Annotated in this window: 22 protein-coding genes; 15 read left to right on the top strand and 7 right to left on the bottom strand. The window is 39.6% G+C overall.

Annotation, left to right across the window (positions count from 1 at the left end; translation table 11 throughout):
- Window positions 1-16: 16 nt before the first annotated feature.
- A complete protein-coding gene (locus PMI_RS07625; protein ID WP_004248283.1) occupies window positions 17-574 on the bottom strand; it encodes a glycine cleavage system transcriptional repressor in 558 nt (185 codons plus the stop codon).
- A gap of 216 nt (window positions 575-790) precedes the next feature.
- Between PMI_RS07625 and dapA the strand changes: the two genes are divergently transcribed.
- The 6 genes from dapA (at window position 791) to PMI_RS07595 (ending at window position 7390) form a co-directional block, all read left to right on the top strand.
- Window positions 791-1690, top strand: coding sequence for a 4-hydroxy-tetrahydrodipicolinate synthase (dapA, locus tag PMI_RS07620; RefSeq protein WP_004243415.1), 900 nt, complete (start codon window positions 791-793; stop codon window positions 1688-1690).
- Between the two features lie 16 nt (window positions 1691-1706).
- A complete protein-coding gene (gene bamC, locus PMI_RS07615) occupies window positions 1707-2753 on the top strand; it encodes an outer membrane protein assembly factor BamC (RefSeq protein ID WP_004243414.1) in 1047 nt (348 codons plus the stop codon).
- Between the two features lie 223 nt (window positions 2754-2976).
- The gene (gene purC / locus PMI_RS07610; protein ID WP_004243413.1) at window positions 2977-3690 is read left to right on the top strand and encodes a phosphoribosylaminoimidazolesuccinocarboxamide synthase; all 714 of its coding nucleotides are present in this window, start codon (window positions 2977-2979) and stop codon (window positions 3688-3690) included.
- A 246-nt stretch (window positions 3691-3936) separates the two neighbouring features.
- Entirely contained in the window at window positions 3937-4821 is an 885-nt protein-coding gene (gene ypfJ / locus PMI_RS07605) for a KPN_02809 family neutral zinc metallopeptidase (protein ID WP_004243412.1), read from the top strand.
- Window positions 4822-4883: 62 nt separating this feature from the next.
- On the top strand, window positions 4884-5336 hold the full coding sequence (locus PMI_RS07600; RefSeq protein WP_012368034.1) for a DUF441 domain-containing protein: 453 nt from the start codon (window positions 4884-4886) through the stop codon (window positions 5334-5336).
- 2 nt (window positions 5337-5338) lie between these two features.
- Window positions 5339-7390 carry a tRNA(Met) cytidine acetyltransferase TmcA gene (locus PMI_RS07595; protein WP_012368033.1) on the top strand — a complete coding sequence of 684 codons (2052 nt, stop codon included), beginning with the start codon at window positions 5339-5341 and terminating at the stop codon, window positions 7388-7390.
- On the opposite strand, the gene PMI_RS07590 is transcribed toward PMI_RS07595, so the two are convergent.
- On the bottom strand, window positions 7332-7529 hold the full coding sequence (locus PMI_RS07590) for a YpfN family protein (protein ID WP_004243408.1): 198 nt from the start codon (window positions 7527-7529) through the stop codon (window positions 7332-7334). The genes PMI_RS07595 and PMI_RS07590 overlap by 59 nt on opposite strands.
- A 97-nt stretch (window positions 7530-7626) precedes the next feature.
- On the opposite strand from PMI_RS07590, the gene PMI_RS07585 reads away from it, so the two are divergent.
- Window positions 7627-8001: a DUF454 family protein gene (locus PMI_RS07585; protein WP_004250834.1), complete on the top strand. Its 375-nt coding sequence runs from the start codon at window positions 7627-7629 to the stop codon at window positions 7999-8001.
- 16 nt (window positions 8002-8017) lie between these two features.
- Here the strand turns inward: PMI_RS07585 and PMI_RS07580 are convergent, their stop codons facing one another.
- The 3 genes from PMI_RS07580 to PMI_RS07570 are packed head-to-tail and all read right to left on the bottom strand — an operon-like array spanning window position 8018 to window position 10190.
- Window positions 8018-8686: a M15 family metallopeptidase gene (locus PMI_RS07580; RefSeq protein ID WP_004250835.1), complete on the bottom strand. Its 669-nt coding sequence runs from the start codon at window positions 8684-8686 to the stop codon at window positions 8018-8020.
- Window positions 8683-9813: a succinyl-diaminopimelate desuccinylase gene (dapE, locus tag PMI_RS07575; RefSeq protein ID WP_012368032.1), complete on the bottom strand. Its 1131-nt coding sequence runs from the start codon at window positions 9811-9813 to the stop codon at window positions 8683-8685. Before dapE ends, PMI_RS07580 begins: the two co-directional genes overlap by 4 nt.
- A 5-nt stretch (window positions 9814-9818) precedes the next feature.
- Window positions 9819-10190, bottom strand: a complete 372-nt coding sequence (locus tag PMI_RS07570; RefSeq protein WP_004248275.1) for an ArsC family reductase — start codon at window positions 10188-10190, stop codon at window positions 9819-9821.
- Between the two features lie 200 nt (window positions 10191-10390).
- Between PMI_RS07570 and PMI_RS07565 the strand changes: the two genes are divergently transcribed.
- Window positions 10391-10951 carry a hypothetical protein gene (locus PMI_RS07565; protein ID WP_004248274.1) on the top strand — a complete coding sequence of 187 codons (561 nt, stop codon included), beginning with the start codon at window positions 10391-10393 and terminating at the stop codon, window positions 10949-10951.
- A gap of 69 nt (window positions 10952-11020) precedes the next feature.
- On the opposite strand, the gene PMI_RS07560 is transcribed toward PMI_RS07565, so the two are convergent.
- Window positions 11021-11644 carry a response regulator gene (locus tag PMI_RS07560; RefSeq protein WP_004248273.1) on the bottom strand — a complete coding sequence of 208 codons (624 nt, stop codon included), beginning with the start codon at window positions 11642-11644 and terminating at the stop codon, window positions 11021-11023.
- Window positions 11645-12193: 549 nt separating this feature from the next.
- On the opposite strand from PMI_RS07560, the gene maeB reads away from it, so the two are divergent.
- From maeB to PMI_RS07535, 5 genes are all read left to right on the top strand, one after another.
- The gene (maeB, locus tag PMI_RS07555) at window positions 12194-14476 is read left to right on the top strand and encodes an NADP-dependent oxaloacetate-decarboxylating malate dehydrogenase (protein WP_004250839.1); all 2283 of its coding nucleotides are present in this window, start codon (window positions 12194-12196) and stop codon (window positions 14474-14476) included.
- Window positions 14477-14662: 186 nt separating this feature from the next.
- On the top strand, window positions 14663-15532 hold the full coding sequence (locus PMI_RS07550; protein WP_012368031.1) for a ChaN family lipoprotein: 870 nt from the start codon (window positions 14663-14665) through the stop codon (window positions 15530-15532).
- Window positions 15505-16359, top strand: coding sequence for a TonB family protein (locus PMI_RS07545; RefSeq protein ID WP_223304308.1), 855 nt, complete (start codon window positions 15505-15507; stop codon window positions 16357-16359). Before PMI_RS07550 ends, PMI_RS07545 begins: the two co-directional genes overlap by 28 nt.
- Before the next feature lie 24 nt (window positions 16360-16383).
- Entirely contained in the window at window positions 16384-18552 is a 2169-nt protein-coding gene (locus PMI_RS07540) for a S9 family peptidase (RefSeq protein WP_086935852.1), read from the top strand.
- Window positions 18553-18737: 185 nt separating this feature from the next.
- The gene (locus tag PMI_RS07535; RefSeq protein ID WP_012368029.1) at window positions 18738-20987 is read left to right on the top strand and encodes a TonB-dependent receptor domain-containing protein; all 2250 of its coding nucleotides are present in this window, start codon (window positions 18738-18740) and stop codon (window positions 20985-20987) included.
- A gap of 116 nt (window positions 20988-21103) precedes the next feature.
- Here PMI_RS07535 and xseA read toward each other — a convergent pair whose 3' ends face one another.
- Window positions 21104-22492: an exodeoxyribonuclease VII large subunit gene (gene xseA / locus PMI_RS07530; RefSeq protein WP_004243392.1), complete on the bottom strand. Its 1389-nt coding sequence runs from the start codon at window positions 22490-22492 to the stop codon at window positions 21104-21106.
- A gap of 169 nt (window positions 22493-22661) precedes the next feature.
- On the opposite strand from xseA, the gene guaB reads away from it, so the two are divergent.
- The gene (gene guaB, locus PMI_RS07525) at window positions 22662-24128 is read left to right on the top strand and encodes an IMP dehydrogenase (RefSeq protein ID WP_004243391.1); all 1467 of its coding nucleotides are present in this window, start codon (window positions 22662-22664) and stop codon (window positions 24126-24128) included.
- Window positions 24129-24212: 84 nt separating this feature from the next.
- Window positions 24213-25790, top strand: a complete 1578-nt coding sequence (guaA, locus tag PMI_RS07520; protein WP_004250844.1) for a glutamine-hydrolyzing GMP synthase — start codon at window positions 24213-24215, stop codon at window positions 25788-25790.
- The last annotated feature ends 122 nt before the right edge of the window (window positions 25791-25912 follow it).

Genomic DNA, 25912 nt, shown 5'->3' with positions numbered 1-25912 from the left:
CTAATTCTCCATTCTTTTATTGTTTCATCATCAGACTATTTACGATACTTATTGTGCCTTGAGCGTTTAACTCTGTACATAATTGATTGAATTTCTCATGAATAACGAGACCATGATCATCTAGCGGATTATGGGCCGTGATCTGAATTTCTAAACGAGCAGGAGTACCATCCTCAGAAGGATGGGTTTTAGAAACTAATTCTGCAAGATTAAAGTGATGTTGACTAAATAAATTGGTAAAACGTTCAACAATGCCGGGGGCATCTTCTATATCTACTTTTGCAGTAATGGTTGATGGGTAAGAGACTGGCGCACCCATTTTGGTTCTTTTCATCACAGTCAATAAATCAAGTTCTGCACTTTTTATCGGCAGTAATGCTTCAAGTTGGGCAATCGCATTCCAACCACCAGAAAGTAGCATGATAAACGTAAATTCTTGACCGAACATCGCAAGCCGGCTGTCTTCGATATTACACCCGCATTGGCTAACTAATTGCGTAATGGTATCAACGATACCAGGACGGTCAGTCCCTAATGCAGTGAGTACGAGAAAATGTTTATCAGGTATAGGCAAAATAGGCTTCCTTTTGACTTTCAGTTTATTCCTAACAGGTAAACACAAAATTTGATTTCTGCCAAGATCAGAAGCGCACTATCTTTCATTATTATCTCTCTTTAATTCAAATCAAAGAATATTAGCAAATTTCATTAGAAACCTAGAGTTAAGTAGTTTTCAATAGAGCAATGAATGAGTACCATTGTGTATAAGTCTATCTCGGAGCAATGAATTATGGTAAGTAACAATTTTGATTTTACAGGCAGTATGGTGGCATTAGTCACCCCTATGGATGCGAAAGGCAATGTTGACCGAGTTAGTTTACGCAAGTTGGTCGATTATCATGTTAAAGCGGGTACAGATGCTATTGTCTCTGTGGGAACAACGGGAGAATCGGCAACATTAAGCCATGATGAGCATGTTGATGTCGTATTAATGACTCTGGATATGGCTGATGGTCGTATTCCTGTGATTGCAGGCACGGGGGCTAATGCAACTTCTGAAGCTATTTGGTTTACACAACAGTTTGAAAATAAAGGTATTGCAGGGTGCTTAACGGTTACTCCATACTATAATAAACCTTCCCAAGAAGGGCTTTATCAACATTTTAAAGCGATTTCTGAAAGCACGGCTTTACCCCAAATCTTGTATAATGTGCCCGGCCGTACAGGATGTGATTTATTGCCAGTAACAGTTGCACGTTTAGCTCAGTTGGATAATATTGTGGCAATTAAAGAGGCGACAGGGAACTTAAGTCGTGTTAGTCAAATCCAACAGTTAGTTAATGATGATAGTTTTATCTTATTAAGTGGAGATGACGCATCCTCATTAGACTTTATGCAACTTGGCGGTCATGGTGTTATTTCGGTTACTGCTAACGTTGCTGCGTTAGAAATGGTAGAATTATGTCGATTGGCAAAAGCGGGTGAGTTTGCAAAAGCACGTGAACTTAATCGACGCCTGATGGACTTACATCATCAGTTATTTGTTGAACCTAACCCAATCCCAGCTAAATGGGCGTGTCAACGTATTGGATTGATTGAAGACGCCACATTGCGCTTACCGATGACTCCATTAACATCAGCGGGTCAGGATATCGTAGAGAAAGCGCTGTTAACAGCGGGAATACTGTAAAACTTAGGGAATTTTAATGGCAACACTATTGCATAAATCAAAGATTATGAAAGTCGCGGGTCTGTCGCTGGTGGTTTTATTGGCAGCCTGTTCCAGTGATCAGCGCTATAAACGTCAAGTCAGTGGTGACGAGTCGTATTTAGAGTCAGCAGCGCTAAAAAATTTAGTTGTCCCAGCGGGTATGGTGTTGCCTTTGCAAAATGGGGAATATGATATTCCTACGCCTAAAAAGAGTGAACCTGTGGGTTTAGCATTAGATATTCGCCCACCAACACAGGCTTTAAACTTATTAAGTGGCTCACGTAGTGAGAATAATGCGGATAATAGCCGACTGTTATTACCCAACACGCCCGAAAATACCACCTTATACGAGCAAGTTTCTGCTGTTTTAGCGGATAAAGGTGTGGCACTGGCTAAAAGTGATGCAGGACAAAAACAGATTGTTACCGATTGGATCACTTGGACTCGTGCTGATGAAAATGTGCCTTTCCAAAGTCGCCATAATTTAGCGATAAGCCAGTCAGGTAATGTTGTGATATTAACGATTACGAATACTGGGTTACGCCAAGGTGAAAACGAGATTTCCGATCCAATGGAAGTGAAGCGTTATAACACCTTACTATTAAATGAAGTGGTTGACGGTTTAAACCGCATGCGTAACTTAAGTGAAAATAGCGCAACGAGTAATTTGCAAGGTATTATCGACGTACAAACGGGAAGTGATAATGCCGGACTGCCTGTCATTATTGTTCGAGCACCATTTGATGTTGTGTGGGATAGATTACCTATCGCGCTAGAAAGCGTGGGTATGAAAATGGGCGATCGTACTCGTTCGAAAGGTTCAATTGAAGTGACTTATAAAGGCTTAAGTAGTGCAAGTTGGAGCACGTTAGGGGTTGATAAACCGACAATTAATGAAGGGGATTACAAACTACAAGTCGGTGACTTAAATAACCGCAGTAGTTTGCAATTTATCAGTGATAAAGGTAAACCTCTTACACAGTCTGAAAATGATCAGATGGTTGCTGCAATGAAAGCGGCCTTTAGTAAGCCAATAAAATAAAAGCTCTTTTTATCTATTAAATATCAGGCCGTACATAAAATGTGCGGCCTTTTTATCACTCAATTCACTTATTTCTCTTATTGATTAGAGCCGCTAAAAAATAGTCGACAGTGATATTTTTTAGTGATCCCCTCCACGTTTTAAAAGCTTTTTTATCCAATCTAGAGTAGAGTATGGAAAGCAAGTTTCTTGTTAAACCTATCACATCTTTGGAGTGTGTCAGATGCAAAAAAAAGCTGAGTTGTATCGTGGTAAAGCGAAAACGGTTTATACCACTGAGTCTTCTGATTATCTTATTCTTGAATTCAGAAACGATACATCAGCGTTAGATGGCCAACGTATTGAACAGTTTGATCGTAAAGGAATGGTGAACAATAAGTTCAATTATTTCATTATGAACAAATTGGAAGAAGCGGGTATCCCAACGCAGATGGAACGTTTGCTCTCTGATAATGAAGTGCTAGTAAAAAAACTCGATATGGTGCCTGTTGAATGTGTTATTCGTAACCGAGCGGCTGGATCACTGGTTAAACGTTTAGGTATTGAAGAAGGTACTGTCTTAAACCCACCTATTTTTGATCTCTTCTTAAAAGACGATGCCCGTCATGATCCGATGGTTAATGAATCTTACTGTGAAACTTTTGGTTGGGTATCAAAAGAAAACCTCGCAGAAATGAAACGTCTTAGTTATAAAGCAAACGATGTCCTCAGTGAACTATTTGATAAAGCCGGTCTGATCCTCGTTGACTTTAAATTAGAGTTTGGCCTCTTTAACGGTAAAGTTGTGCTGGGGGATGAATTCTCACCAGATGGTAGCCGTTTATGGGATAAAAACACCTTAGATAAAATGGATAAAGATCGCTTCCGTCAAAGTTTAGGTGGATTAATTGAAGCCTATGAAGAAGTTGCACGTCGAATTGGTGTTTCTTTAGACTAACTGCGCAATCGATTACGTCAGCAATATTATCCATAAAAGAAAAAGGTCAGCTTAAAAACTGACCTTTTTAATATGCTATAAAGAAAAATTAACTAAGATGAATTGAAAGTGACTAATGGGTGCTATTATTTTGCTCTTAAAAAATAGGCAATAGCGATGAGATAATTTTTGTTATTATCTAAGATAAGTTGTCATCAAAATGACCTAGCAATTAAAATTAAGTGAATTACATAATGGGGAAGGGTTATGCGTTGGAATGATCGCCGAAGAAGCAATAATGTTGAAGATAGAAGAGGGCAGCCTTCTTCTGCATCCGGTGGTGGTAATCTCCCATTAGGATTAATTGCACTATTATTACGTACAAAATATGGCTTTGTGATCATTATTATTTTGGTGATCGCAAGCTTTATGGGGTTTGATTTTAATTCGCTTACAGGGCAAACATCACAACCAACACAAAATAGCCAACAACAATCCGCCCTTTATAATGAAGCGGCAGATTTTAGCAGTGTTGTATTAGCCAGTACGGAAGATTTTTGGCAAGGGATGTTTGCCAAAGCCGGCGAGCAATATCGTGATCCTAAATTAGTGCTATATACCAACAGTACCACAACGCAATGCGGTACCGGCACTAAAATGATGGGGCCTTTTTATTGTCCTGCAGACCAAAAAATTTATCTCGATCTCTCTTTTTATAATGAAATGAAAAACAGCCTTGGTGGGGGTGGAGAGTTTGCTCAAGGTTATGTGATTTCTCATGAAGTGGGACATCATGTTCAGCATCTACTTGGTATCACCACACAAATGCGTGAAAAACAGCAAATGGCACGTTCAAAAGTGGAAGCAAATCGCTTATCAGTAAGACTAGAACTGCAAGCTGATTGTTTTGCGGGTATGTGGGGGCGCTTTATTGCCGGTGAAGGCCGTGTTGATGAAGCGGACTTACTGACGGCCATTAAAACCGCACAAGCTATCGGTGATGATAGGCTGCAACGCCAACAACAGGGTTACGCTGTACCGGATAGCTTTACTCACGGCACTGCAGAACAACGTAAGACATGGTTTATGCGCGGCTACAATAGTGGCGATATTAAATCTTGTGATACATTTGCTTCTTCGTCATTGAACTAATAACATCTCACGCTTAAATGATATTAGAATGATTCAGAGAAAGAGAAGGATTATAAAAATAGATGAGTAATGTTGATCCCTCATTGCTAATTTTGCTGGTACTCGCAGGCCTGGGCATTATTAGTCATAATATGACTGTCACTTTAGCGATGATCTTTTTATTGGTTATTAAAATCACACCGTTAAACCAATATTTTCCATTAGTCGAAAAATACGGTATGACCATTGGGATCTTGATCCTCACCATAGGTGTTATGACACCGATTGCCACAGGCCGCATTTCCGCACAAGAAGTTTTCAATTCTTTTTTAAATTGGAAATCATTACTAGCGATTGCAATTGGTATCATCGTCTCTTGGTTAGGGGCACGGGGGGTGTCACTTATGAATAACCAACCGTCAACGGTAGCGGGTTTACTCGTAGGAACTGTTATTGGTGTCGCTCTATTTAGAGGGGTTCCAGTAGGTCCACTGATTGCTGCGGGGATCCTTTCGTTATTGATAGGTAAGTCATAGTAGTGCCATCTTTAGATTTATTGCGCTATCAACAAGCCTTCGCTCGACTAGGCCAGCGGCGATTACTCCTTTTAGCGGGGAGCTATACATGGCAAAGGGAACAACTTCGAGCTATCCAACAGCAGTGTAAAGGCGATTGGCTAATACTCTCTTCAGAGATGTCTGAGGCGATAAAACCAGAACATGCTCATCAACTATTAGGCCGTGAATATCTTCACGCTGTATTTGACGCTAACCATGCTTTTAATGCTGATGCACTAGCGATGCTAACGGGAACGTTGAAAGCAGGAAGTTGGCTTATCTTATGTTTACCCGATATTGTTCAGTGGCAACATTATATTGATAACGATAGTCAGCGCTGGAATGATGCGCAAGGGGTTATATCTACTCCCCATTTTATGGCTTGGTTAGCAAAAATTACACTAGCAGATAAACAGGCCATTATTTGGCAAGCATCGCAGCCCCTTGTTCTACCTGAAATAAAAAATACAGGCCAACAGTGGGCGTTGCCTCAAGGGATGCCAACCATACAACAGCGACAGTTATTAGCGCATCTTTTACAGGCAAAATCTGGCGTATGGAGTATCACGGCACCACGAGGCAGAGGAAAATCAGCGTTAGCAGGAATGTTGATAGAGCAATGGCCTGGCTCAGTGACGGTTTGTGCCCCTGCGAGAAACAGTATTGAAGTGCTATTATCTCATACACATAAAACCATCGAGTTCTACTCACCGGATAATTTGTTAGCCCTTTGTGATACAGAGCATTTGTGTCGAGATTGGTTAATTATTGATGAAGCGGCGACTATACCCATTGCTCAACTGATAGCTCTTTGTCAGCACTTCCCTCGAGTGTTAATGACCACCACGGTACAAGGCTATGAAGGAACAGGGCGCGGCTTTATTTTAAAACTGGGTGATAGCATTCCAAAGTTACAAAATTATCAACTCACCGTACCTATTCGCTGGGCGCAGGACGATCCACTCGAAAATTGGCTGAATCAACTGTTGTTACTTGATGAGCCTTCTTTTCATCATGCTAACCAATCTGGCGAGGTGGTGATCACCTCATGCCAGCATTTCGATAGTGAACAACGAGCCAATTTTTATCAACTTTTAACCAGTGCTCATTATCGAACCACACCTTTAGATCTTCGACGTTTATTCGATGGACAAAAACAGCATTATTGGTCTGCATTTATTCATCGGCATCTTGTTGGGGCGGTGTGGTGTATTGAAGAAGGGGGACTAGCGAAAGCCTTAGCACAAGATGTTTGGCGAGGTATACGTCGACCAAAAGGTAATCTTGTTGCCCAATCGTTAGTCACTTACGGCTTATCCATTGAGGCAATGTGTTTAACTTCATTACGCATCAGCCGAATTGCGGTATTGCCAGCATATCGACGTCAAAAAGTCGCTGCAAAATTAGTTGCGGATATTGCTAAGCAGTGCCAGAAACAGAATATTGATTACCTTTCTGTCAGTTTTGGCTATACCGACGCATTAGCCAATTTTTGGCAACAATGTGGTTTTTATCTGGTGAGATTAGGCGTTCATAAAGAAGCCAGTAGTGGCTGTTATACTACTATGGCTATTTACCCAATCAGTGCTCAGGGGCAGCAATTATTACAAGTTGCACAACAAGCACTCGCATTACAAAGTGATTATATCACTCAGCAAACAGGTATCTCTCTTGCTACTGCATTGCCTAGCGCCAGTGAAGCAGATCACTGGCTGATGATGGCAGGTTTTGCTTTCGCCCATCGCTCTATATTAACGGTATATCAAAGTGTTGGTTATTTTCTGCAAGGTGATAGATCACGCTACCCGTTATTAGTGGCATTTTTTATTGATAAGCAATCTGTAGAGGCCTGTGTAAAACAATTTTCGTTATCGGGTAAGAAAGCCCTTGTCACGACACTACGTCGGCAATGCCAACAACTGATGGCAGAAAAAGATGAGCAATTAGCACAGGCTTACCAACATTGGTTAACGACTACTTCTTCTGGTCATTTTTGTTGGGCCAATCGTCCTCATCATCCCATTTATCATTAAAATCGCGATGGGGAGGCAGTTTCCGTTTATTTTTTAGAAACTGTTTTGGATCTATTTTATTCATATCTTTTATGGCATTAATAATTATTCCAACTAAAAGAATTAAAATAACCCACCAATAGTCAGTGATCCAGTGCATAAACCCGCCTTATGTTTTAAAATTGTTATTGAGAATGAGGAGCTTTTTTATTTACTCTTTACCTTAGAGCGACCAAGCATAATTTGGAAAGCATAACATGAAACGGATATTATTGATTATAGCAGGGTGGTTATCTGTTGGATTAGCCACATTAGGTGTTGTTTTACCCGTGTTACCCACTACACCATTTTTGTTATTAGCTGCATGGTGTTTTTCTCGCTCATCAACACGCTTTCATCACTGGTTGCTATATCGCTCTTGGTTTGGTGGTTATTTGCGTTATTGGCAAACTTATCGCGCCATGCCTAAGGGGGCTAAGCCGAAAGCTATTTTAGTCATTTTAGTGACTTTTGCTATCTCGCTATGGTTGGTCTCAATGTGGTGGGTGAGAATTTTATTGCTGATAATTTTAGCCTGTCTGTTGATATTTATGTGGAGACTTCCTGTAATAGATAAACAAGATGTCTCCTAAGATAAATAAAATCTAATTATTCTGGTAGCACAATATAGCGTTGATAAACCGTTTCTAAGTTATCTAATAGCCATTGTTTACCTAAAATCGGCTCTTCTTCTAAAACAGCGCGAAGGATATCGATAGTATAGGCCTGTGAAGCTTCATAAGAGAGAGGCAAATAACTGATATGCCAAGGCTCATAGGCAATATAACTCTCTTTATCGGTAAAAGGGCGATAAAAATCGTAAGCTGACATATTTTCAGTCAGCCAGTCATTAAGTTGTGCAAAATAGCCCCCTTGTTCATACTCCCAAGGTTCTAATTGCAATGATTGCCCATTAGGTAAACGGAAAGGATCGTAAAAATCAATTTCGGTGCCCCAATGATGGCGACTTGCTCCGGGTAATGCAGACCATTTTAAAATCGCCTCACAGCGTTGGCCTTCTGATAATGTCTGAATATCAATAGGTTGACTTTCAGCATCTAATACAGGGCGAGTGCCTTCAAATTTGCCATTCCATATCGCTAACTGACGTTCAAAACTTCTAAATGAACTGGCAGGCATTAATTTAAATCCCGCTTTGGCCGCTTGCTGTTGTAACGCTAAAAAGGCTTTTGTCGCGTTAAACTGTAAATGATGTCGTTCTGATAAAGTCACTAAATGATCCGTAGAACGACCCGTTAACATTAAAGGGGTTATCATAAAATAATCTGCTCCATGATCCGCTGATAGATGCGACTAAGTTGTTGTAAATCAGCAGCACTGACACACTCATTTACTTTATGAATGGTGGCATTAATAGGCCCTAATTCAACAACTTGCGCACCCATTTGGGCGATAAATCGTCCATCGGAGGTGCCTCCGCTAGTTGAAAGCGTTGGCTCTATATTGGTGTAGTGTTTTACTGAATAACGTACCGCATCCAGTAGTTTTCCTTCACCAGTGATAAAAGGTTGCCCAGATAAAGACCAAGAAATGTGATAACGCAACTGATATTTTTGTAGTAATGCTTCAGTACGTTGACGAATTTCTTCATCTGTAATAGCGGTGCTAAAACGAAAGTTAAACTGTATAAATAACTCACCTGGGATCACATTATTACTGCCTGTTCCACTATGAATATTGGCAATTTGCATGGTAGTGGCGGGAAAATACTCATTGCCATTATCCCATACCGTATTCACTAACTCGTGAATAAAAGGTGACGCCATATGAATAGGGTTTTGTGCAAGGTGAGGGTAAGCAACGTGGCCCTGCGTACCATAAATAGTGACATTTGCTGTTATTGAACCCCGTCGGCCATTTTTTATCATATCGCCGAGTTGATGCTGACTTGATGGTTCACCCACTAAGCAATAATCAAGTCGCTCTCCTCGAGATATTAATGACTCGACCACTTTAACGGTACCATCATGCGCATCGGCTTCTTCATCGGAGGTAATTAAAAAAGCAAGACGCCCACGATGTTGCGGATAAGCATGTACAAATCGTTCAGCCGCGACAACCATGGCTGCGAGAGAGCCTTTCATATCGGCGGCACCTCGGCCATATAACATTCCATCACGAATAGATGGCTCAAAAGGCGGGTTATCCCATAATGCATTAGCGCCGGGAGGAACAACATCGGTATGTCCTGCAAATGCGAGGGTTTCTCCCTCACCACCACGACATGCCCAAAGATTTTCGGTCTGACCAAAAGGCATTTTTTCAATGGTAAAGCCCAAAGGTGTTAATCTTTCGATGATCAGTTGCTGACAACCTTGGTCATCTGGGCTTACGGAAGGTCGAGAAATAAGTTGTTGTGCAAGTTCAATAACAGGGCAGGACATAAAAATTAGGCTCCTGTAAAAGTCAGGTAATCATTAGCATTAAAACCTACCATAAAACGATTATCAGAAGAGACTAAAATTGGACGTTTAATAATGGCAGGTTTATCAAGCATAAGTGCAATGGCTGCATTCACATCAGTGATAGCATTTTTTTCTTCATCAGATAATTGACGCCAAGTTGTTCCTCTTTTGTTCACCAATGTCTGCCAATCTAAATTTTCTGTAAAGGTGAGTAATAATGCTTCCTTCAAACCGTCTTTACGGTAATCATGAAAAACATAAGGAATATGATTATCATCTAGCCATTTACGTGCTTTTTTGATTGTATCGCAATTTTTTATGCCGTACATCGTGTATGTCAGGTTAGTAGTAGACATGATATTTTCCTTATATGACAATACGTAATATTGGTATCAATACGTATAAGTGTTATACAGATCCAAAGTAGCAGGTTTTGTTGTAGTGAAAAATCCTATTTACATTATAAAATATATTGGATATTAACCTGTCACCTAAGTGTAACGAATTGTGTAACGTAGAGTAATAGAAATAAAGATTTCCGTTGGTAAAAGAAAATATGAAAAGTATTTCACTGAGTCTTATATTGCTTTTACTCTCTACTTTTAGCTGGGCTAATGAAGATGAAGACAGCAAAAAGGTTGATGAGTATAAAACAGCCCTACAGGCATTTTTTAACAGTGATTATTTATTGTGTTTAGGCGAAGGGAAATGGCCCGTTTACAGTAATGAAAATGATGCTCCATGGGTTTTAGAGCGAATGAATGCATTAATGGATGCTGGTTTAATTGAACAAACTGTCGATGGTGACGAGTGGGTGTTCTCTCTAAGCGAGAAGGGACGAAAAGCTTGGCAACCATATCAAGATTTTTGTTATGGACACCTTTTTATTAGCCAAATAAAAGAGATACAACCTATCGATTCAGATAAAAGTACTATCTATTTTTATTATGGTGTCAAAGATATTCCTGCTTGGGCTAGAAATAGTGATGTACAGTCAGCATTTAGTGAACTGGATATAGTGATTAACGGTATCAACCGAGAGCTTTATCAGTTAAAAATTGAAAAGTTACCCGATAATCACTTCAAAGTATTAAGTTATCCTGTCCCTATTGAGTGATTTTCTAAAGTGAGAGAATGGCTTCCTTAAGAACTTAATTACCCCGACTTAATGTCGGGGTAAATTCGTTTAGTGCTGATGCTTAATTAAGATAAGGCTCGCCGCTAAACGTGATGTCACTTGTAGTTTCTTTAAGATATTACGAATATGTACTTTGACGGTTTCTTCTGAGATAAACAGATTTTCGGCAATCTGTTTATTTTTCATTCCCACCGCCACTTCTTGAAGGACATCAAGTTCTCTTTTTGTTAACGCAGATAGCGGATCAGAATAGTTTTGTCTTAATTGGATATATTGCCAAACTTTTTCACTGTAAACGGGGCGCCCAACCACCGCTTTACGTAAACTGAGTAGCAACATATCAAGTTCACACTCTTTCAATAAATAACCGTTAGCACCAGCATCTAATGCAGCATACACATCATTGCGAGAATCTGAAATTGATAAAACCAATACATAAGATGTTAAACCACAGCGACGCAGAGAACGAATAATATCAATACCAGAGCGTCCTTGAAGGTGTAAATCCATCATAATAAGATCAGGATTTAACTGTTTTGCTGTGGTGATTGCTTCTTGAGCATTGCCACTTTCGCTTACTACAATAAATTCCTTGTCTTGCTCTAACAATAGCCGTAATCCATATCTCATGATAGGGTGATCATCCACTATCATAATTGAGTAGCTAGGCATAACCCCTCTCCCTAAAAAATAATATGCGTAATCTTTTCAACAGCAGAAAATAAAAAATAAATTCCAAATAAGGAATAAAAATTAGAATCAGATATCTTATTAAAACAATAAGAAAATAAAATTGACGGTTGGCAATATTACACCAATTATTGTTACGGGTAAAAAAGAAAATAACCAAAACGACTAATAAAAGTTCTAATGATAGATAAATCCTTTTATTACAATGTATTAAGTTAATTTTTAACTATATTAAAATGCAACTACAAGTAAAAATAGTTATTGATTTATAAAACAATATAAAAAGTTTAATTATTTTAAGAGTTAATTTAGTTATAGATAAATAATAAACAAAGATTGTATTTTTTCTGTTCGTGTTTATTTCCATAATGAAATTAAACTGGGTTAATAATATACCCAGAAATAGGTATGAGCGGTTTATAATAAATGAGATGAACTAATTTGAAAAAAGTGTCGATACCATCATGATTTAACGAGCTATTACCATTATACTAACCAAGCCCTTACCCTATTGATACAAAGGATATGAAGATGGAAGACAAACTACAACAAAGTGCATTGGATTTTCATGAATTCCCTAATCCTGGCAAAATCACAGTGACACCAACTAAACCACTAATAACACAACGTGACTTAGCATTAGCTTATTCACCGGGTGTTGCGGCTCCTTGCCTTGAAATTGCGGCTAATCCTTTAGCTGCGTATCGCTTTACAGCGAAAGGTAATTTGGTTGCCGTTATCTCTAATGGTACGGCTGTTTTAGGACTCGGTAATATTGGCGCCTTAGCAGGTAAACCTGTGATGGAAGGTAAAGGCGTATTATTTAAAAAATTCTCCGGCATTGATGTATTTGATATTGAAGTGAATGAAACCGATCCTGATAAATTGGTGGATATTATCGCTTCATTAGAACCGACTTTTGGTGGGATCAATTTAGAAGATATTAAAGCACCGGAATGCTTCTATATTGAACAAAAACTGCGTGAGAGAATGAATATCCCTGTCTTTCATGATGATCAGCATGGTACGGCAATTATTTCTACGGCCGCTATTATCAACGGGTTACGTATTGTTCGTAAAAATATTGATAAAGTTCGCTTAGTGGTTTCAGGTGCCGGTGCTGCTTCTATCGCGTGTATGAACCTTCTTGTCGCTTTAGGGTTAAAGCGTGAAAATATTGTTGTTTGTGACTCAAAAGGGGTTATTTATCAAGGCCGTGAAGCCAATATGGCAGAAACTAAAGCGGCTTATGCGATTAAAGATAACGGCAGCCGCACACTTGATGATGTGATCAACGATGCCGATATTTTCTTAGGGTGCTCAGGGCCGGGGGTACTGACCCAAGAGATGGTGAAAAAAATGGCACGCGACCCGCTGATCCTTGCGCTAGCAAATCCGGAGCCAGAAATTTTACCACCGTTAGTCAAAGCGGTACGATCAGATGCGATTATTTGTACCGGACGCTCTGATTTTCCTAATCAGGTCAATAATGTTCTCTGTTTCCCGTTCATTTTCCGTGGTGCGCTGGATGTGGGGGCAACCGCTATCAATGAAGAGATGAAACTTGCCTGTGTACATGCAATTGCTGAATTGGCACTGGCAGAACAAAATGAAGAGGTTGCTAGCGCATATGGCGATCAAGAACTGTCATTTGGCCCAGAATACATTATTCCAAAACCTTTTGATCCACGTTTAATTGTTAAAATTGCGCCTGCCGTTGCAAAAGCTGCAATGGATTCAGGTGTAGCAACCCGTCCAATTGAAGATTTCGCCGCTTATATCGAACACCTCAATGAATTCGTTTATAAAACGAATTTATTTATGAAACCTATCTTTGCTCAAGCGAAAAAAGAGAAAAAACGCATTGTATTGGCGGAAGGGGAAGATAACCGCGTTCTGCATGCGACTCAAGAATTAGTCACTTTAGGACTTGCTGAGCCGATCCTAATTGGTCGTCCTAGTGTGATTGAAATGCGTATTCAGAAATTAGGCTTACATATTCAAGCGGGTAGAGATTTTGAAGTTGTAAACAATGAAAACGATCCGCGTTTTAAAGAGTATTGGCAAGAATATTATCAAATAATGAAACGTCGTGGTGTTTCGCAAGAACAAGCTCGTCGAGCCGTTATTGGTAATCCAACACTGATTGGCGCAATTATGGTACGTAGAGGGGAAGCAGACGGCTTGATCTGTGGAACCGTGGGAAGTTATTCGGAACATTTTGAAATATATAAAAATGTTTTTGGTTTACGTGAAGGATCTAATACTGCAGGGGCGATGAATGCACTATTACTGCCGAGTGGTAACACCTTTATTACTGATACCTATGTAAATGAAGATCCTACCGCTGAGCAACTTGCTGACATCACTATAATGGCGGCAGATACTATTCGTCGCTTTGGTATTGAGCCAAAAGCAGCATTAGTATCCCGCTCAAGTTTTGGCTCTTTTGACAGCCCATCATCCATAAAATTAAGAAAAGCGTTAGAGCTTATTAAACAACGCGCACCAGAATTAGAAATTGATGGTGAAATGCATGCTGATGCTGCTCTAGTTGAGTCAATTCGTCGCGATATTATGCCAGACAGCCCACTAAAAGGTTCAGCTAATCTGTTAGTGATGCCAACAATGGAAGCGGCGCGCATTAGCTATAACTTATTACGTGTCACTAGCTCCGATGGGGTAACGGTAGGTCCAGTGTTAATGGGAGTTGCTAAGCCTGCCCATATTTTAACGCCAATTGCATCTGTTCGTCGCATTGTTAATATGGTGGCATTAGCTGTGGTTGAAGCACAAACACAATCTCAACGCTAATCGCTAAACTGATTAAAATAACCACTTTAAGCAAAGCGCCTTTTTTAATAAAAGGCGTTTTTATTTTACGGTATCAATCCGTCAACATTAAATACAAATAATTATAACAATGATATTGATAATTATTCTTATTAATATTAATCTAAGCCTATATTAAAAATAAGTAAATATAACTATAAGGTTAATATGTTTTTTTCAATATCTAAATGGTTCCTGTTATTAGCTTCACTTATTACTGTCTGCGCATGTAGTACAGTAGAAAAAAACACCGTACCTAGCACAACTCCCGCTATTATTACATCAGCCAATATTATTGATACGCGTACAGGAAAGACAATCACAGCTAATGCGCTATTAACTCAATTAGCCAGCCAATCGCGGGTGATTGTTGGCGAAAAACATGACAATCAATATCACCATGAGATTGAGTATTGGTTAATGACACAACTTCCCAATAAACGTCCTCAAGGTGCGGTTTTATTAGAGATGTTGACGCCAGATCAGCAAAACTTAGTTGATAATACGAAAAAACGTTACTCTAGCTCACAATATTTACGTGATGAACGTTTAATGTCTGTACTCAATTGGAATAAAGGCTGGTCTTGGAAAGGGTATGGCAATCTGATTAAAGAAGGGCTACAAGCAGATTATCCATTGTTAGCTGCTAATATCGATCGCAGTGATATTACAAATGCATATAAAAATCCACCTAATATTGAAGGTGAATATTCAACGCAACCTGCTGTTCGTCAGCTTATTAGTAAAACTATTGAGCTTTCTCATGGTGGTGCACTTGATAAAACACAAATTGAAAAAATGACCGTGATCCAACAACTGCGTGATCGTGCAATGGCAAAAAGTTTATTAAATGCCCCTATGCCCGCACTGTTGATTGCCGGCTCATTTCATGCCACTAAATTAATGGGTGTACCTTTACATATTAAAGATTTAGCCCCTAATGAAACAGTCACGGTACTTATTATGGCAGAAGAAGGTAGCGATATTACCTCTGAACATGCCGATTATTTGTGGATAACTCCTGCAGCCCATCCTTGATTATTGATAATACGCATATGTTGATCTCTTCTTCCGTTAACCAAATGGCGCAATTACAGCCTTGTCGATATTCAGGCTTTATTTTATCAATAGTATTTCATTTTACTTTAGTCATTAGTTATTTTTATATCACGCAACAACGCCCGGTGATAATCCATCAACCTGCACCGGCTGTTATGCTTAGCTTAAGTGAAAACGTCCAAGCGGTGAATAAAGAAAAACAGATTGTCGGTGTTGATCAGCAAATGGCTGTCGCCAGCCAAAAAAAGCAGCAGCAAGAGATTGCGGAGAAACAACCCAATCTTATTATTAATGAAAATGCAGATATTTTGCTTGAAAAGCCGAAAAAAGTGCTACAAAACCAGACTTCAGTTAAGGTTGCCCCTTCAATTGCACCAACCAAACCTTCACCTATTGTCAGTGAAAATGTATCGAGTTTATCCGCGCCCTCAACAAGCCATTCTGTTGCGAAACAACAGGCTAACGATGTTTCTGCAAATTATGATAGTGATGCAAATAAAGAAGCAGATGCCTTGGCATTATGGCAAGCTAAGGCCAAAGGTCATTTAAATCGTTATAAAGCTTATCCTGAAGAAGCGAAAAGAAAAGGGCGTACGGGAGCACCTAAAGTGCGTTTTATTGTTGATGGACAAGGTTATGTCATAGCCTGCGAATTGATTAATAGCAGTGGTGTGCGCTCACTAGATAAAGAGGCACAAAGTGTTATTAAGCGTGCTCAGCCATTACCAAAGCCCCCAGAAGAACTGCTTTTTAATGGTCAAATAACAATTGAAATGGCAATTGAATTTTCCACATTGACTTTATAATCCTAACATAACAAGGAATTAAACATGTTATCCGCGACAAGAAAAACGGTGACGCAGGGATTAACAGGTGCCATGATGGCAATCTTGATCACCGCAACACCGACAATGGCTCAAACAGAGAAGGACGTTATTATGATGCCACCGAAAGCGAATAAAATCCCCCATGTGATGACAGATCATGGTGACACTCGTACTGATAATTATTATTGGCTTAGGGATGATGCACGCAAAGATAAACAAGTTATTGACTATCTTAAGGCTGAAAATGCTTATACTGAGTCAGTAATGGCAGCGGGCAAAACACTAGAAAATACGCTCTATAATGAGATGGTTGAGCGTATGGCACAAAATGATGCCTCAGTGCCTTATGATTATAATGGCTATACTTACCAAACCATTTACCAAGAAGGTAAAGACTTTCCTATTTATCAACGTAAACCAATAGGAAGTGATGGAGAATGGGAAATTCTTGTTGATGGTAATGAGCGAGCTAAAGGGCATGAGTTTTATCAATTAGGTGATTTAGCCATTAGTCCAGATAACAAACGTATTGCTATTGCTGAAGATAAAGAAGGACGTCGTAACTATACAGTTGCTTATAAAGATCTGACAGATAAAACATGGCAAGAGAATGTTTTAACCAATATTTCAGCGAATTTAGTATGGGCAAATGATAGCCAAACACTGTTCTATGTAGATAAAGATCCGCAAACTTTATTGCCATACCAAATTTATCGCCATCAATACGGTAGTGATAGAAAACAAGACGTGAAAATCTTTGAAGAGAATGATGATCGTTTTTATACCTGGATGGAGAAAAGCAAATCAGAAGATTATATTCTAGTCACTATTGCAAGCTCTACAACCTCTGAATATCGTTTAATTGATGCCAATGCACCAGAAAAACCCATGGTGGTTTTTTCTCCTCGCCAAGAAGGGCGAGAATATTATATCGATCATTTTAAAGGTGAATTTTATATTCGCTCTAATCATGAAAGTGAGCTATATGGTCTTTATAAAACGGCCTCTATCGATGCACCTTGGCAAACCGTAATTGCTCCTCAGCCAGAAGTAGACTTGGAAAGCTTCGAACTGTTTAATCGTTGGTTAGTGCTTGAAGAGCGCAAACAAGGTTTAGTGTCATTACGCCAAATTGATTGGAAAACAGGACAATCAACAAATATTATTTTTGATGATCCTGTCTATATGGCATGGCTAAGTGTCAATCCACAAGCTGATAGTGAAGAGTTACGTTTTGGTTATACCTCAATGACTACGCCTTCTTCTACCTATCAATGGAATATGCAAACCAAAGAAAAACAATTGCTTAAACAGCAGGAAGTGAAAGGCTTTAAGCATGATTTGTATGAAAGTGAACGTATTTGGGTAAAAGCACAAGATGGTGTCGAGGTGCCTGTATCGCTGGTTTATCGTAAAGACTTATTTAAGAAAGGCGAAAATCCAATCTTAATTTACGGTTATGGCTCTTACGGCAGCAGTATCGACCCCTCGTTTAGCTCTGCCCGTTTAAGTTTATTAGATAGAGGTTTTGTATATGCCATTGTCCATGTTAGAGGTGGTGGTGAATTAGGCAAACGCTGGTATAACCAAGGGAAAATGGAGCATAAAGTCAACTCCTTTACTGACTTTATCGATGCCACAAAATACCTTATTAACCAAGGTTATGGTGCACCCAAACATGTCTACGCGATGGGCGGTAGTGCTGGTGGATTACTTATGGGAGCCGTTATCAATATGGCACCTGAACTCTACCGTGGTGTTGTGGCTCAGGTACCATTTGTCGATGTTTTGACAACCATGCTGGATGCTTCTATTCCGCTAACAACAGGTGAATATGAAGAGTGGGGTGATCCTGCAGATAAAGATGTTTATTTCCGCTTAAAATCTTATAGCCCTTACGATAATGTTGAGGCCAAAGCCTATCCTCATTTATTGGTCACTACAGGTTTACATGATTCTCAAGTTCAATATTGGGAGCCGGCAAAATGGGTGGCTAAATTACGTGAATTAAAAACAGATAATAATTTACTTCTGCTTGAAACCGATATGAGTGCAGGACATGGAGGTAAATCCGGTCGTTTTAATCGTCTACGTGATACTGCGAGAGAATATGCCTTTATTTTAATGTTAGAGCAGCCTGATATTTATTTTAAGACACAAAATATCAAGTAATTAAACCAAGCCTTTTAAATTTTTAATGATTAACCTGTCTCTCTTTAATGAGAGACAGGGTTAATGCTATTAATTTTTATCTTATAAAACAATAATAACAATATCGTTATTTATTAAATTAAATAACTTTTAGCTTATAGAAAGCAAAGTGAGCCTATTTAAATAAAACAAAGAATAGGTTTATTATGAAAACTCAATTAACAAGGAAAATACTTGGCTCTTGTATTCTATTTTCTGGTATTCATTCTCTGGTGTTTGCGGCTGAAACGGAAAAAACAGTTCAATTTAGTAGTTTAAAAGTCTCATCGGCACAAAAACAAACACCAGAGCAAAAAGCGTTATCTAAGCCGGGGGCTTATAGCGCTATTGGTGAAATCAATAATCTTAGCTCGGTAGAACAAGCATTACGATCTACACCGGGAACTTACACCCAAATGGATGCCAGTCAGCCGGGTGTTGGGGTTAATATCCGGGGATTAAGTGGTTTTGGTCGAGTCAATATGATGATTGATGGGGTGACACAAACGATGTATAGCACGTCACCTAGCCAATATGCGCATGGTGGACAACCATACAACCAGTTTAATAGCATGATCGATCCTAACTTTATTGTGCAAATTGATATTTCTCGTGGTCAACAAGATGGTGAAAATAGTATTAATGCGTTAGCGGGGAGTGCTAATTTTAAAACAATAGGTATTGATGATGTTTTATTTTCTAATCATCGTTGGGGAATAAGAAGTAAAGCGGCTCGAGGGACTAATGGATTAGGTTATAACGGTATGGTTGCGATTGCAGGAAAACAGCCGATACTTAATCATGATGGTTATATTGGCGCTATATTTGCCATAAGTGGACATAATATTGAATCTTCTTATAAAAATGGGGCAGGTTTTAATAGTCATGAGTTTGCAACCACTAAAGACTTTAACCAAAAGCCACATTCTGAATTAGCAAAAATATCGTTTAAACCTAATGATTCTCATGAAATAGAATTAAGCGGTCGGTTTTATAATAATAAATTTAATCGAAGAACCATAGAGAGCCAAGATTATTATGCTAAATATCGTTATACCCCACTAAACGATCTTTTTGATAGTGAAATATTATTGAGTAGAAGCCAAGCTTCGCAAAAATTTGCCGGTGACTCTTTAATGTCATTACGCAATGGACATGCGAAAAATATTTCCAATGCACTTGTCGCTAAAAATACCAGTCGATTTAATTATCATGAGCTGGATATGGCACTAACATTAGGCACTAAACTGATGTCGATTGATTATAATCGAGAAGTGACAGCTCCTTCGAGCGATCCATGGCAATCACAAAATATGATTGAATACAATGTATTTGCTCCGCAAGGAAAAAACGACATCAGCAGTCTTTTTTCACAAATAAAATTTGAATACGATATTTATACCCTCGCATTAAATTTAAACTATACGGATTATCATATTAAAGGATATAAACCCGCTTGTGATCCCAAAGCAGCGTGTTTCCCTGAAGGTGCGATGAATGTTAATCGCCACGAAAAAGCGTGGGAGCCGGGAGCACTCTTTTCTGCACAAATTATCCCTGAATTTGAACCATTTATCAGTTATGCCCATACGACAAGGGCACCAAACCCACAGGAAATTTTCTTTGCTAATGAAGGTGGGGCATCGATGAACCCCTTTTTAAGAAGTGAGAAAGCGGATACTTTCCAAATAGGTTTTAATAGTTATCGCCCTGATTTAATTGTTGCTGGAGACAGCTTTCGCTTAAAAGCACTTTGGTATCATACTAAAGTTAAAAACTATATTTCCAGTGATTCTTATAATGTTTGTAAAGGGGGTAAACGTTGTAAAATCGATGGCACTTTTACTGACGATGACTACAGTGGCATGGAATACGATGGAAATATCTATTTATACACAAATAGCCTTGATCCTGTGACGATGAGAGGCTATGAACTACAAGTAAACTATGATGCTGATGTATTTTATACCACGCTTTCTTATAGCAATGAGCGCACCTCACAACCCACTTCTCTTGCGATGGGGGATTTTGGGCAAAGTCCTGCATCAGAACTTCCCAAATACTACGCAACGATTGATGCTGGTGTGAGGTTATTCGATGACCGATCTCTCGAATTAGGCACCATCATTCAAATTACCGGTAAAAGTCGTAAAGCTTCAGCTGAAGGGTTTGATTTTGATACAGGCACTATTCCCATGGTCGAACAAGAAAAAATCCCTACCGTGATCAACGCGTACGCTAACTATCAAATGAATAAAAATGTGTCATTAAAATTTGCGGTACATAATCTCATGAATAAAAATTATTCAAATGCACTTGATAGAAGTAATTCAGCGCCAATTATGGATGAACAGGGACAAAATAAACAAACGGCTAGAGGCAGAAGTTTCCTGTTTGGTGGAGAAATTCGTTTTTAATATAAACGGTAATATACCCTGAAAGCAGGGCGAAAGCGTTTTCTGCTATCCATCGTTACCAAGTAACACAAACGGCATCATTAAGATGCCGTTGTTATGGTTGCCATGTATATGGTTTAAATGGATGACTTACTCTTGGGGGCTGGTTTACGTTTAGCAGGTATTTTTTGTGTATTTATCACTTCACTGGTGATCCAGCCATCTTCAACACGCGTTTTTAGCGTATCACCTTTTTTAACTTGTTTCGTATTTTTCAGTACGTCACCTGAAGCAACTTCACTAATACTGTAACCACGAGAAAGGGTTGCGAGAGGACTCACACTTTCTAAACGTGAACAGCTAATTGCAAATTGTTCACGTTGACGAGCAAGCTGTTGTGAAATACTTTCTCTCATACGATAAATTAACTGTTGTTGTTGGCGCAGTAGTGCTTGTATTTGAGGGCTTGGCTCTTGGTAATTAAGGCGTTTTTGTAGCTGAGTATGTTGATTCTGTTTTGTTTGTAGGAGGCGCTGAAAACTGGTCACTAAACGCTGTTTAGTTGTAGCCAATACATTTTGTTGGCGAGCAAGGCGTAAGTGTGGATGCTGTTGTTGTAAGCGATGATGAAGTTGTGTTAGTGCGCGTAATTTTTTTGCTAGATAATAATCCATCGCCATTTCAAGACGTTGTTGCTGTGACTGCAATTGGCGTAATAGCTCAAGTTTGTTGCGACTAATTAACTCAGCAGCGGCAGAAGGGGTTGGCGCTCTAAGATCGGCAATAAAATCAGCAATAGTCACATCAGTTTCATGACCCACGGCACTGACAATAGGAATATCACTAGCAAAAATAGCACGGGCTACGCGCTCATCGTTAAATGCCCAGAGATCTTCCAATGAGCCGCCACCTCGGCCGACAATTAGCACATCACATTCTTTACGACGGTTAGCCAGCTCAATGGCATGGACTATCTGCATTGGTGCTTCCGCACCTTGAACGGCTGTGGGATAAATAATAATAGGTAATGAGGGATCACGACGACGTAAAATATTTAAAATATCGTGTAAGGCTGCGCCAGTTGAGGAGGTGATCACCCCAATTTGTTTAGCAGGTGTTGGTAGTGGTTTTTTATGAAGAGCATCAAATAAACCTTCAGCACTTAGTTTTTGTTTTAAAAGCTCAAATTGCTGCTGTAATAATCCATCACCCGCCGGTTGCATGCTTTCGACAATCAGTTGGTAATCACCACGAGGTTCGTACAGCGTGATAGTCGCACGTACTAATACTTGCTGACCATGTTGAGGGCGAAAAGTGACTTTTGTGTTTTGACCGCGAAACATCGCCGCTCTAATTTGAGCATGGGTATCTTTTAACGTGAAATACCAATGACCAGAAGCAGGTTGAGTAAAATTGGAAATTTCAGCACTGATCCAAATGCGACCCATTTCCATTTCTAATAACTGGCGAACGGTCTTATTTAGACGGCTAACAGTAAAAATATTATTGTTTATCGGTAGAGTCATGTGAGCCAGATCAAATTTTAAAACAAAGACTTAATTGACTGATACTACCTAAGTTAGCCAGAGGATCAATAAAAATTTTCAAAAAAAGCTAGAAGCAACCGATTACGGTGTGTATAATGCCGCGGCAATATTTTCCATTTCTTAAAAGCCGCCTTGGTGAGATATTGCTATGTTACGAATTAAAAAAGAAGCACTTACATTTGATGATGTTTTGTTAGTTCCTGCACACTCGACTGTCCTTCCTAATACTGCTGATTTATCTACTCAACTGACTGAAACAATTCGCTTAAATGTGCCTATGCTTTCTGCTGCAATGGATACTGTGACTGAAGCATCTTTAGCTATTGCATTAGCTCAAGAAGGTGGAATTGGTTTTATCCACAAAAACATGCCTATCGAACGCCAAGCTGAAGAAGTTCGTCGTGTTAAAAAACATGAAAGCGGTGTTGTGACGGATCCTATCACGGTAACACCAGAAACTTCTTTACGCGAAGTCCAAGCAATGACAGAGCGTAATGGTTTTGCTGGCTATCCGGTAGTGACTAAAGATAATGAATTAGTGGGTATTATTACTGGTCGTGATGTTCGCTTTGTCACTGATTTAGATCAACCTGTCACTGCGGTAATGACGCCAAAAGAGCGTTTAGTTACCGTTAAAGAAGGTGAAGCGCGTGATGTTGTTATGCAAAAAATGCATGAGAAGCGCGTAGAAAAAGCCTTAGTAGTCGATGATCATTTCCACTTAAAAGGCATGATCACCGTTAAAGATTTCAAAAAAGCAGAACGCAAGCCTAATGCATGTAAAGATGAGCATGGTCGTTTACGTGTAGGTGCTGCGGTTGGCGCTGGTGCAGGTAACGAAGAGCGTATCGCCGCATTAGTGGCAGCTGGTGTTGATGTTCTTCTTATCGACTCCTCACATGGTCATTCCGAAGGGGTATTACAGCGTATTCGTGAAACTCGCGCTTTATATCCAAACTTACCTATTATTGGGGGTAATGTGGCAACCGCAGAAGGGGCTTTAGCGCTGGCGGATGCAGGTGTGAGTGCTGTTAAAGTGGGTATTGGCCCTGGCTCTATTTGTACCACTCGTATCGTAACAGGTGTTGGGGTTCCACAAATCACTGCGATTGCTGATGCTGTTGAAGCACTGAAAGATCGCAATATTCCGGTGATTGCTGATGGTGGTATTCGTTTCTCTGGTGATATTGCTAAAGCATTAGCCGCTGGAGCAGCATGTGTAATGGTTGGCTCTATGTTTGCAGGTACAGAAGAATCTCCGGGTGAAATCGAGCTATTCCAAGGTCGCTCTTATAAATCTTACCGCGGTATGGGCTCTTTAGGCGCAATGTCTAAAGGTTCATCAGATCGTTATTTCCAAACTGATAATGCAGCAGACAAATTAGTACCAGAAGGTATTGAAGGTCGTGTGGCATATAAAGGCTTACTGAAAAATATCGTTCACCAACAAATGGGTGGCTTACGTTCATGTATGGGCTTAACAGGCTGTGCAACCATCAAAGAATTAAATACCAAAGCTGAATTTGTTCGCATCAGTGGTGCGGGTATTCAGGAAAGCCATGTTCATGATGTGACTATCACGAAAGAATCGCCTAACTATCGTTTAGGTATGTAATTATTCGAGAAAGGCTTGAAAACAGAAAATGTTAACAAGCCTTTCAATTTAATGACTTTTTATTTGTTTTGGAATTCACCACAAATGACAGCAAATATCCATAATCATCGCATTCTTATCCTTGATTTCGGTTCGCAATATACACAACTTATTGCTCGCCGTATTCGCGAAATCGGCGTTTATTGTGAACTCTGGGCATGGGATGTTACCGAAGAACAAATTCGTGAATTTAACCCCAATGGTATTATTCTGTCTGGTGGCCCTGAAAGTACTACAGAAGACAATAGCCCACGCGCTCCGGAATACGTCTTTAATGCGGGGGTGCCGGTATTAGGCATCTGCTATGGCATGCAAACTATGTCTATGCAATTAGGCGGTGATGTTGAAGTCTCAGGTGAACGTGAATTTGGTTATTCACAAGTTGAGATCCGCGAAACCTGCGAACTGTTCCGTGATATTCAAGACTCCGTAAGTGAAGATGGCAAACCTTTATTAGATGTATGGATGAGCCACGGTGATAAAGTTACGGCTATTCCCGCTGATTTTGTCACTATTGCTAGCACTGAAACTTGCCCATTTGCGATTATGGCAAATGAAGAGAAGCGTTTCTATGGTGTACAGTTCCACCCAGAAGTTACCCATACCCATCAAGGTTTAGCCATTTTAAAACGCTTTGTGTTAGATATCTGTGGTTGTGACGCATTATGGACATCCGCGGCGATTATTGAAGATACTGTTGCTCGTTTAAAACAACAAATTGGCGACGATCACGTTATTCTCGCGCTATCGGGTGGTGTAGACTCTTCTGTTACCGCATTATTATTAAATCGTGCCATTGGTAAACGCTTAACCTGTGTATTTGTTGATAATGGCTTATTACGCCTTAACGAAGCCGAACAAGTTATGGCGATGTTTAAAGGCAAATTTGACCTCAATATTATCCATGTTGAAGCTGAAGATCGTTTCTTAACTGCGCTAAAAGGTGAAAACGATCCGGAGAAAAAACGCAAAATTATCGGTCATACCTTCATTGAAATCTTTGATGAAGAAGCGGTTAAATTACCGCAAGTCAAATGGCTAGCACAAGGCACAATCTATCCTGATGTGATTGAATCAGCCGCATCTGCAACAGGTAAAGCGCATGTGATCAAATCACACCATAACGTAGGTGGCTTACCTGAAGATATGAAGTTAGGTTTAGTGGAGCCATTAAAAGAACTATTTAAAGATGAAGTGCGTAAAATCGGACTTGAGTTAGGTTTACCTTACGACATGCTATACCGTCATCCATTCCCAGGACCAGGTTTAGGGGTGCGCGTATTGGGTGAAATCAAGAAAGAGTATTGTGATTTACTACGTCGTGCTGACGCTATCTTTATTGAAGAGCTACATAAAGCCGATTTATACAATAAAGTCAGCCAAGCATTTACAGTATTCCTACCTGTCCGTTCAGTGGGTGTTATGGGCGATGGCCGTAAATACGACTGGGTAGTTTCATTACGTGCTGTAGAAACCGTAGACTTTATGACTGCACATTGGGCACACCTACCTTACGATTTCTTAGGCCGTGTTTCTAACCGCATTATCAATGAAGTAAATGGTATTTCTCGCGTGGTTTATGATATCAGCGGAAAACCACCAGCAACGATTGAGTGGGAATAAAATACCGTTTATCAGCACTAGTTGATAAAGGTTAAAAAACCAAGAGCCATCAGTATGTTACTGGTGGCTTTTTTGTTTTCTATGGTTGCTAATGGTTGACAAGAACCGAAAAAAATGACGGT

This window comes from Proteus mirabilis HI4320, from assembly GCF_000069965.1.
In the GTDB taxonomy this organism is placed as follows: Bacteria; Pseudomonadota; Gammaproteobacteria; order Enterobacterales; family Enterobacteriaceae; genus Proteus; species Proteus mirabilis.
This window is presented reverse-complemented; position numbering and strand designations above follow the sequence as displayed.

What these genes read in the sequence shown, in the direction of transcription:
- dapA (WP_004243415.1), top strand. Translation starts at nt 791, where the DNA reads ATGGTAAGTAACAATTTTGATTTTACAGGCAGTATGGTGGCATTAGTC.
- bamC (WP_004243414.1), top strand. Translation starts at nt 1,707, where the DNA reads ATGGCAACACTATTGCATAAATCAAAGATTATGAAAGTCGCGGGTCTG.
- purC (WP_004243413.1), top strand. Translation starts at nt 2,977, where the DNA reads ATGCAAAAAAAAGCTGAGTTGTATCGTGGTAAAGCGAAAACGGTTTAT.
- ypfJ (WP_004243412.1), top strand. Translation starts at nt 3,937, where the DNA reads ATGCGTTGGAATGATCGCCGAAGAAGCAATAATGTTGAAGATAGAAGA.
- PMI_RS07600 (WP_012368034.1), top strand. Translation starts at nt 4,884, where the DNA reads ATGAGTAATGTTGATCCCTCATTGCTAATTTTGCTGGTACTCGCAGGC.
- PMI_RS07590 (WP_004243408.1), bottom strand. Translation starts at nt 7,529, where the DNA reads ATGCACTGGATCACTGACTATTGGTGGGTTATTTTAATTCTTTTAGTT.
- PMI_RS07585 (WP_004250834.1), top strand. Translation starts at nt 7,627, where the DNA reads ATGAAACGGATATTATTGATTATAGCAGGGTGGTTATCTGTTGGATTA.
- PMI_RS07580 (WP_004250835.1), bottom strand. Translation starts at nt 8,686, where the DNA reads ATGATAACCCCTTTAATGTTAACGGGTCGTTCTACGGATCATTTAGTG.
- dapE (WP_012368032.1), bottom strand. Translation starts at nt 9,813, where the DNA reads ATGTCCTGCCCTGTTATTGAACTTGCACAACAACTTATTTCTCGACCT.
- PMI_RS07570 (WP_004248275.1), bottom strand. Translation starts at nt 10,190, where the DNA reads ATGTCTACTACTAACCTGACATACACGATGTACGGCATAAAAAATTGC.
- PMI_RS07565 (WP_004248274.1), top strand. Translation starts at nt 10,391, where the DNA reads ATGAAAAGTATTTCACTGAGTCTTATATTGCTTTTACTCTCTACTTTT.
- PMI_RS07560 (WP_004248273.1), bottom strand. Translation starts at nt 11,644, where the DNA reads ATGCCTAGCTACTCAATTATGATAGTGGATGATCACCCTATCATGAGA.
- maeB (WP_004250839.1), top strand. Translation starts at nt 12,194, where the DNA reads ATGGAAGACAAACTACAACAAAGTGCATTGGATTTTCATGAATTCCCT.
- PMI_RS07550 (WP_012368031.1), top strand. Translation starts at nt 14,663, where the DNA reads ATGTTTTTTTCAATATCTAAATGGTTCCTGTTATTAGCTTCACTTATT.
- PMI_RS07540 (WP_086935852.1), top strand. Translation starts at nt 16,384, where the DNA reads ATGTTATCCGCGACAAGAAAAACGGTGACGCAGGGATTAACAGGTGCC.
- PMI_RS07535 (WP_012368029.1), top strand. Translation starts at nt 18,738, where the DNA reads ATGAAAACTCAATTAACAAGGAAAATACTTGGCTCTTGTATTCTATTT.
- xseA (WP_004243392.1), bottom strand. Translation starts at nt 22,492, where the DNA reads ATGACTCTACCGATAAACAATAATATTTTTACTGTTAGCCGTCTAAAT.
- guaB (WP_004243391.1), top strand. Translation starts at nt 22,662, where the DNA reads ATGTTACGAATTAAAAAAGAAGCACTTACATTTGATGATGTTTTGTTA.
- guaA (WP_004250844.1), top strand. Translation starts at nt 24,213, where the DNA reads ATGACAGCAAATATCCATAATCATCGCATTCTTATCCTTGATTTCGGT.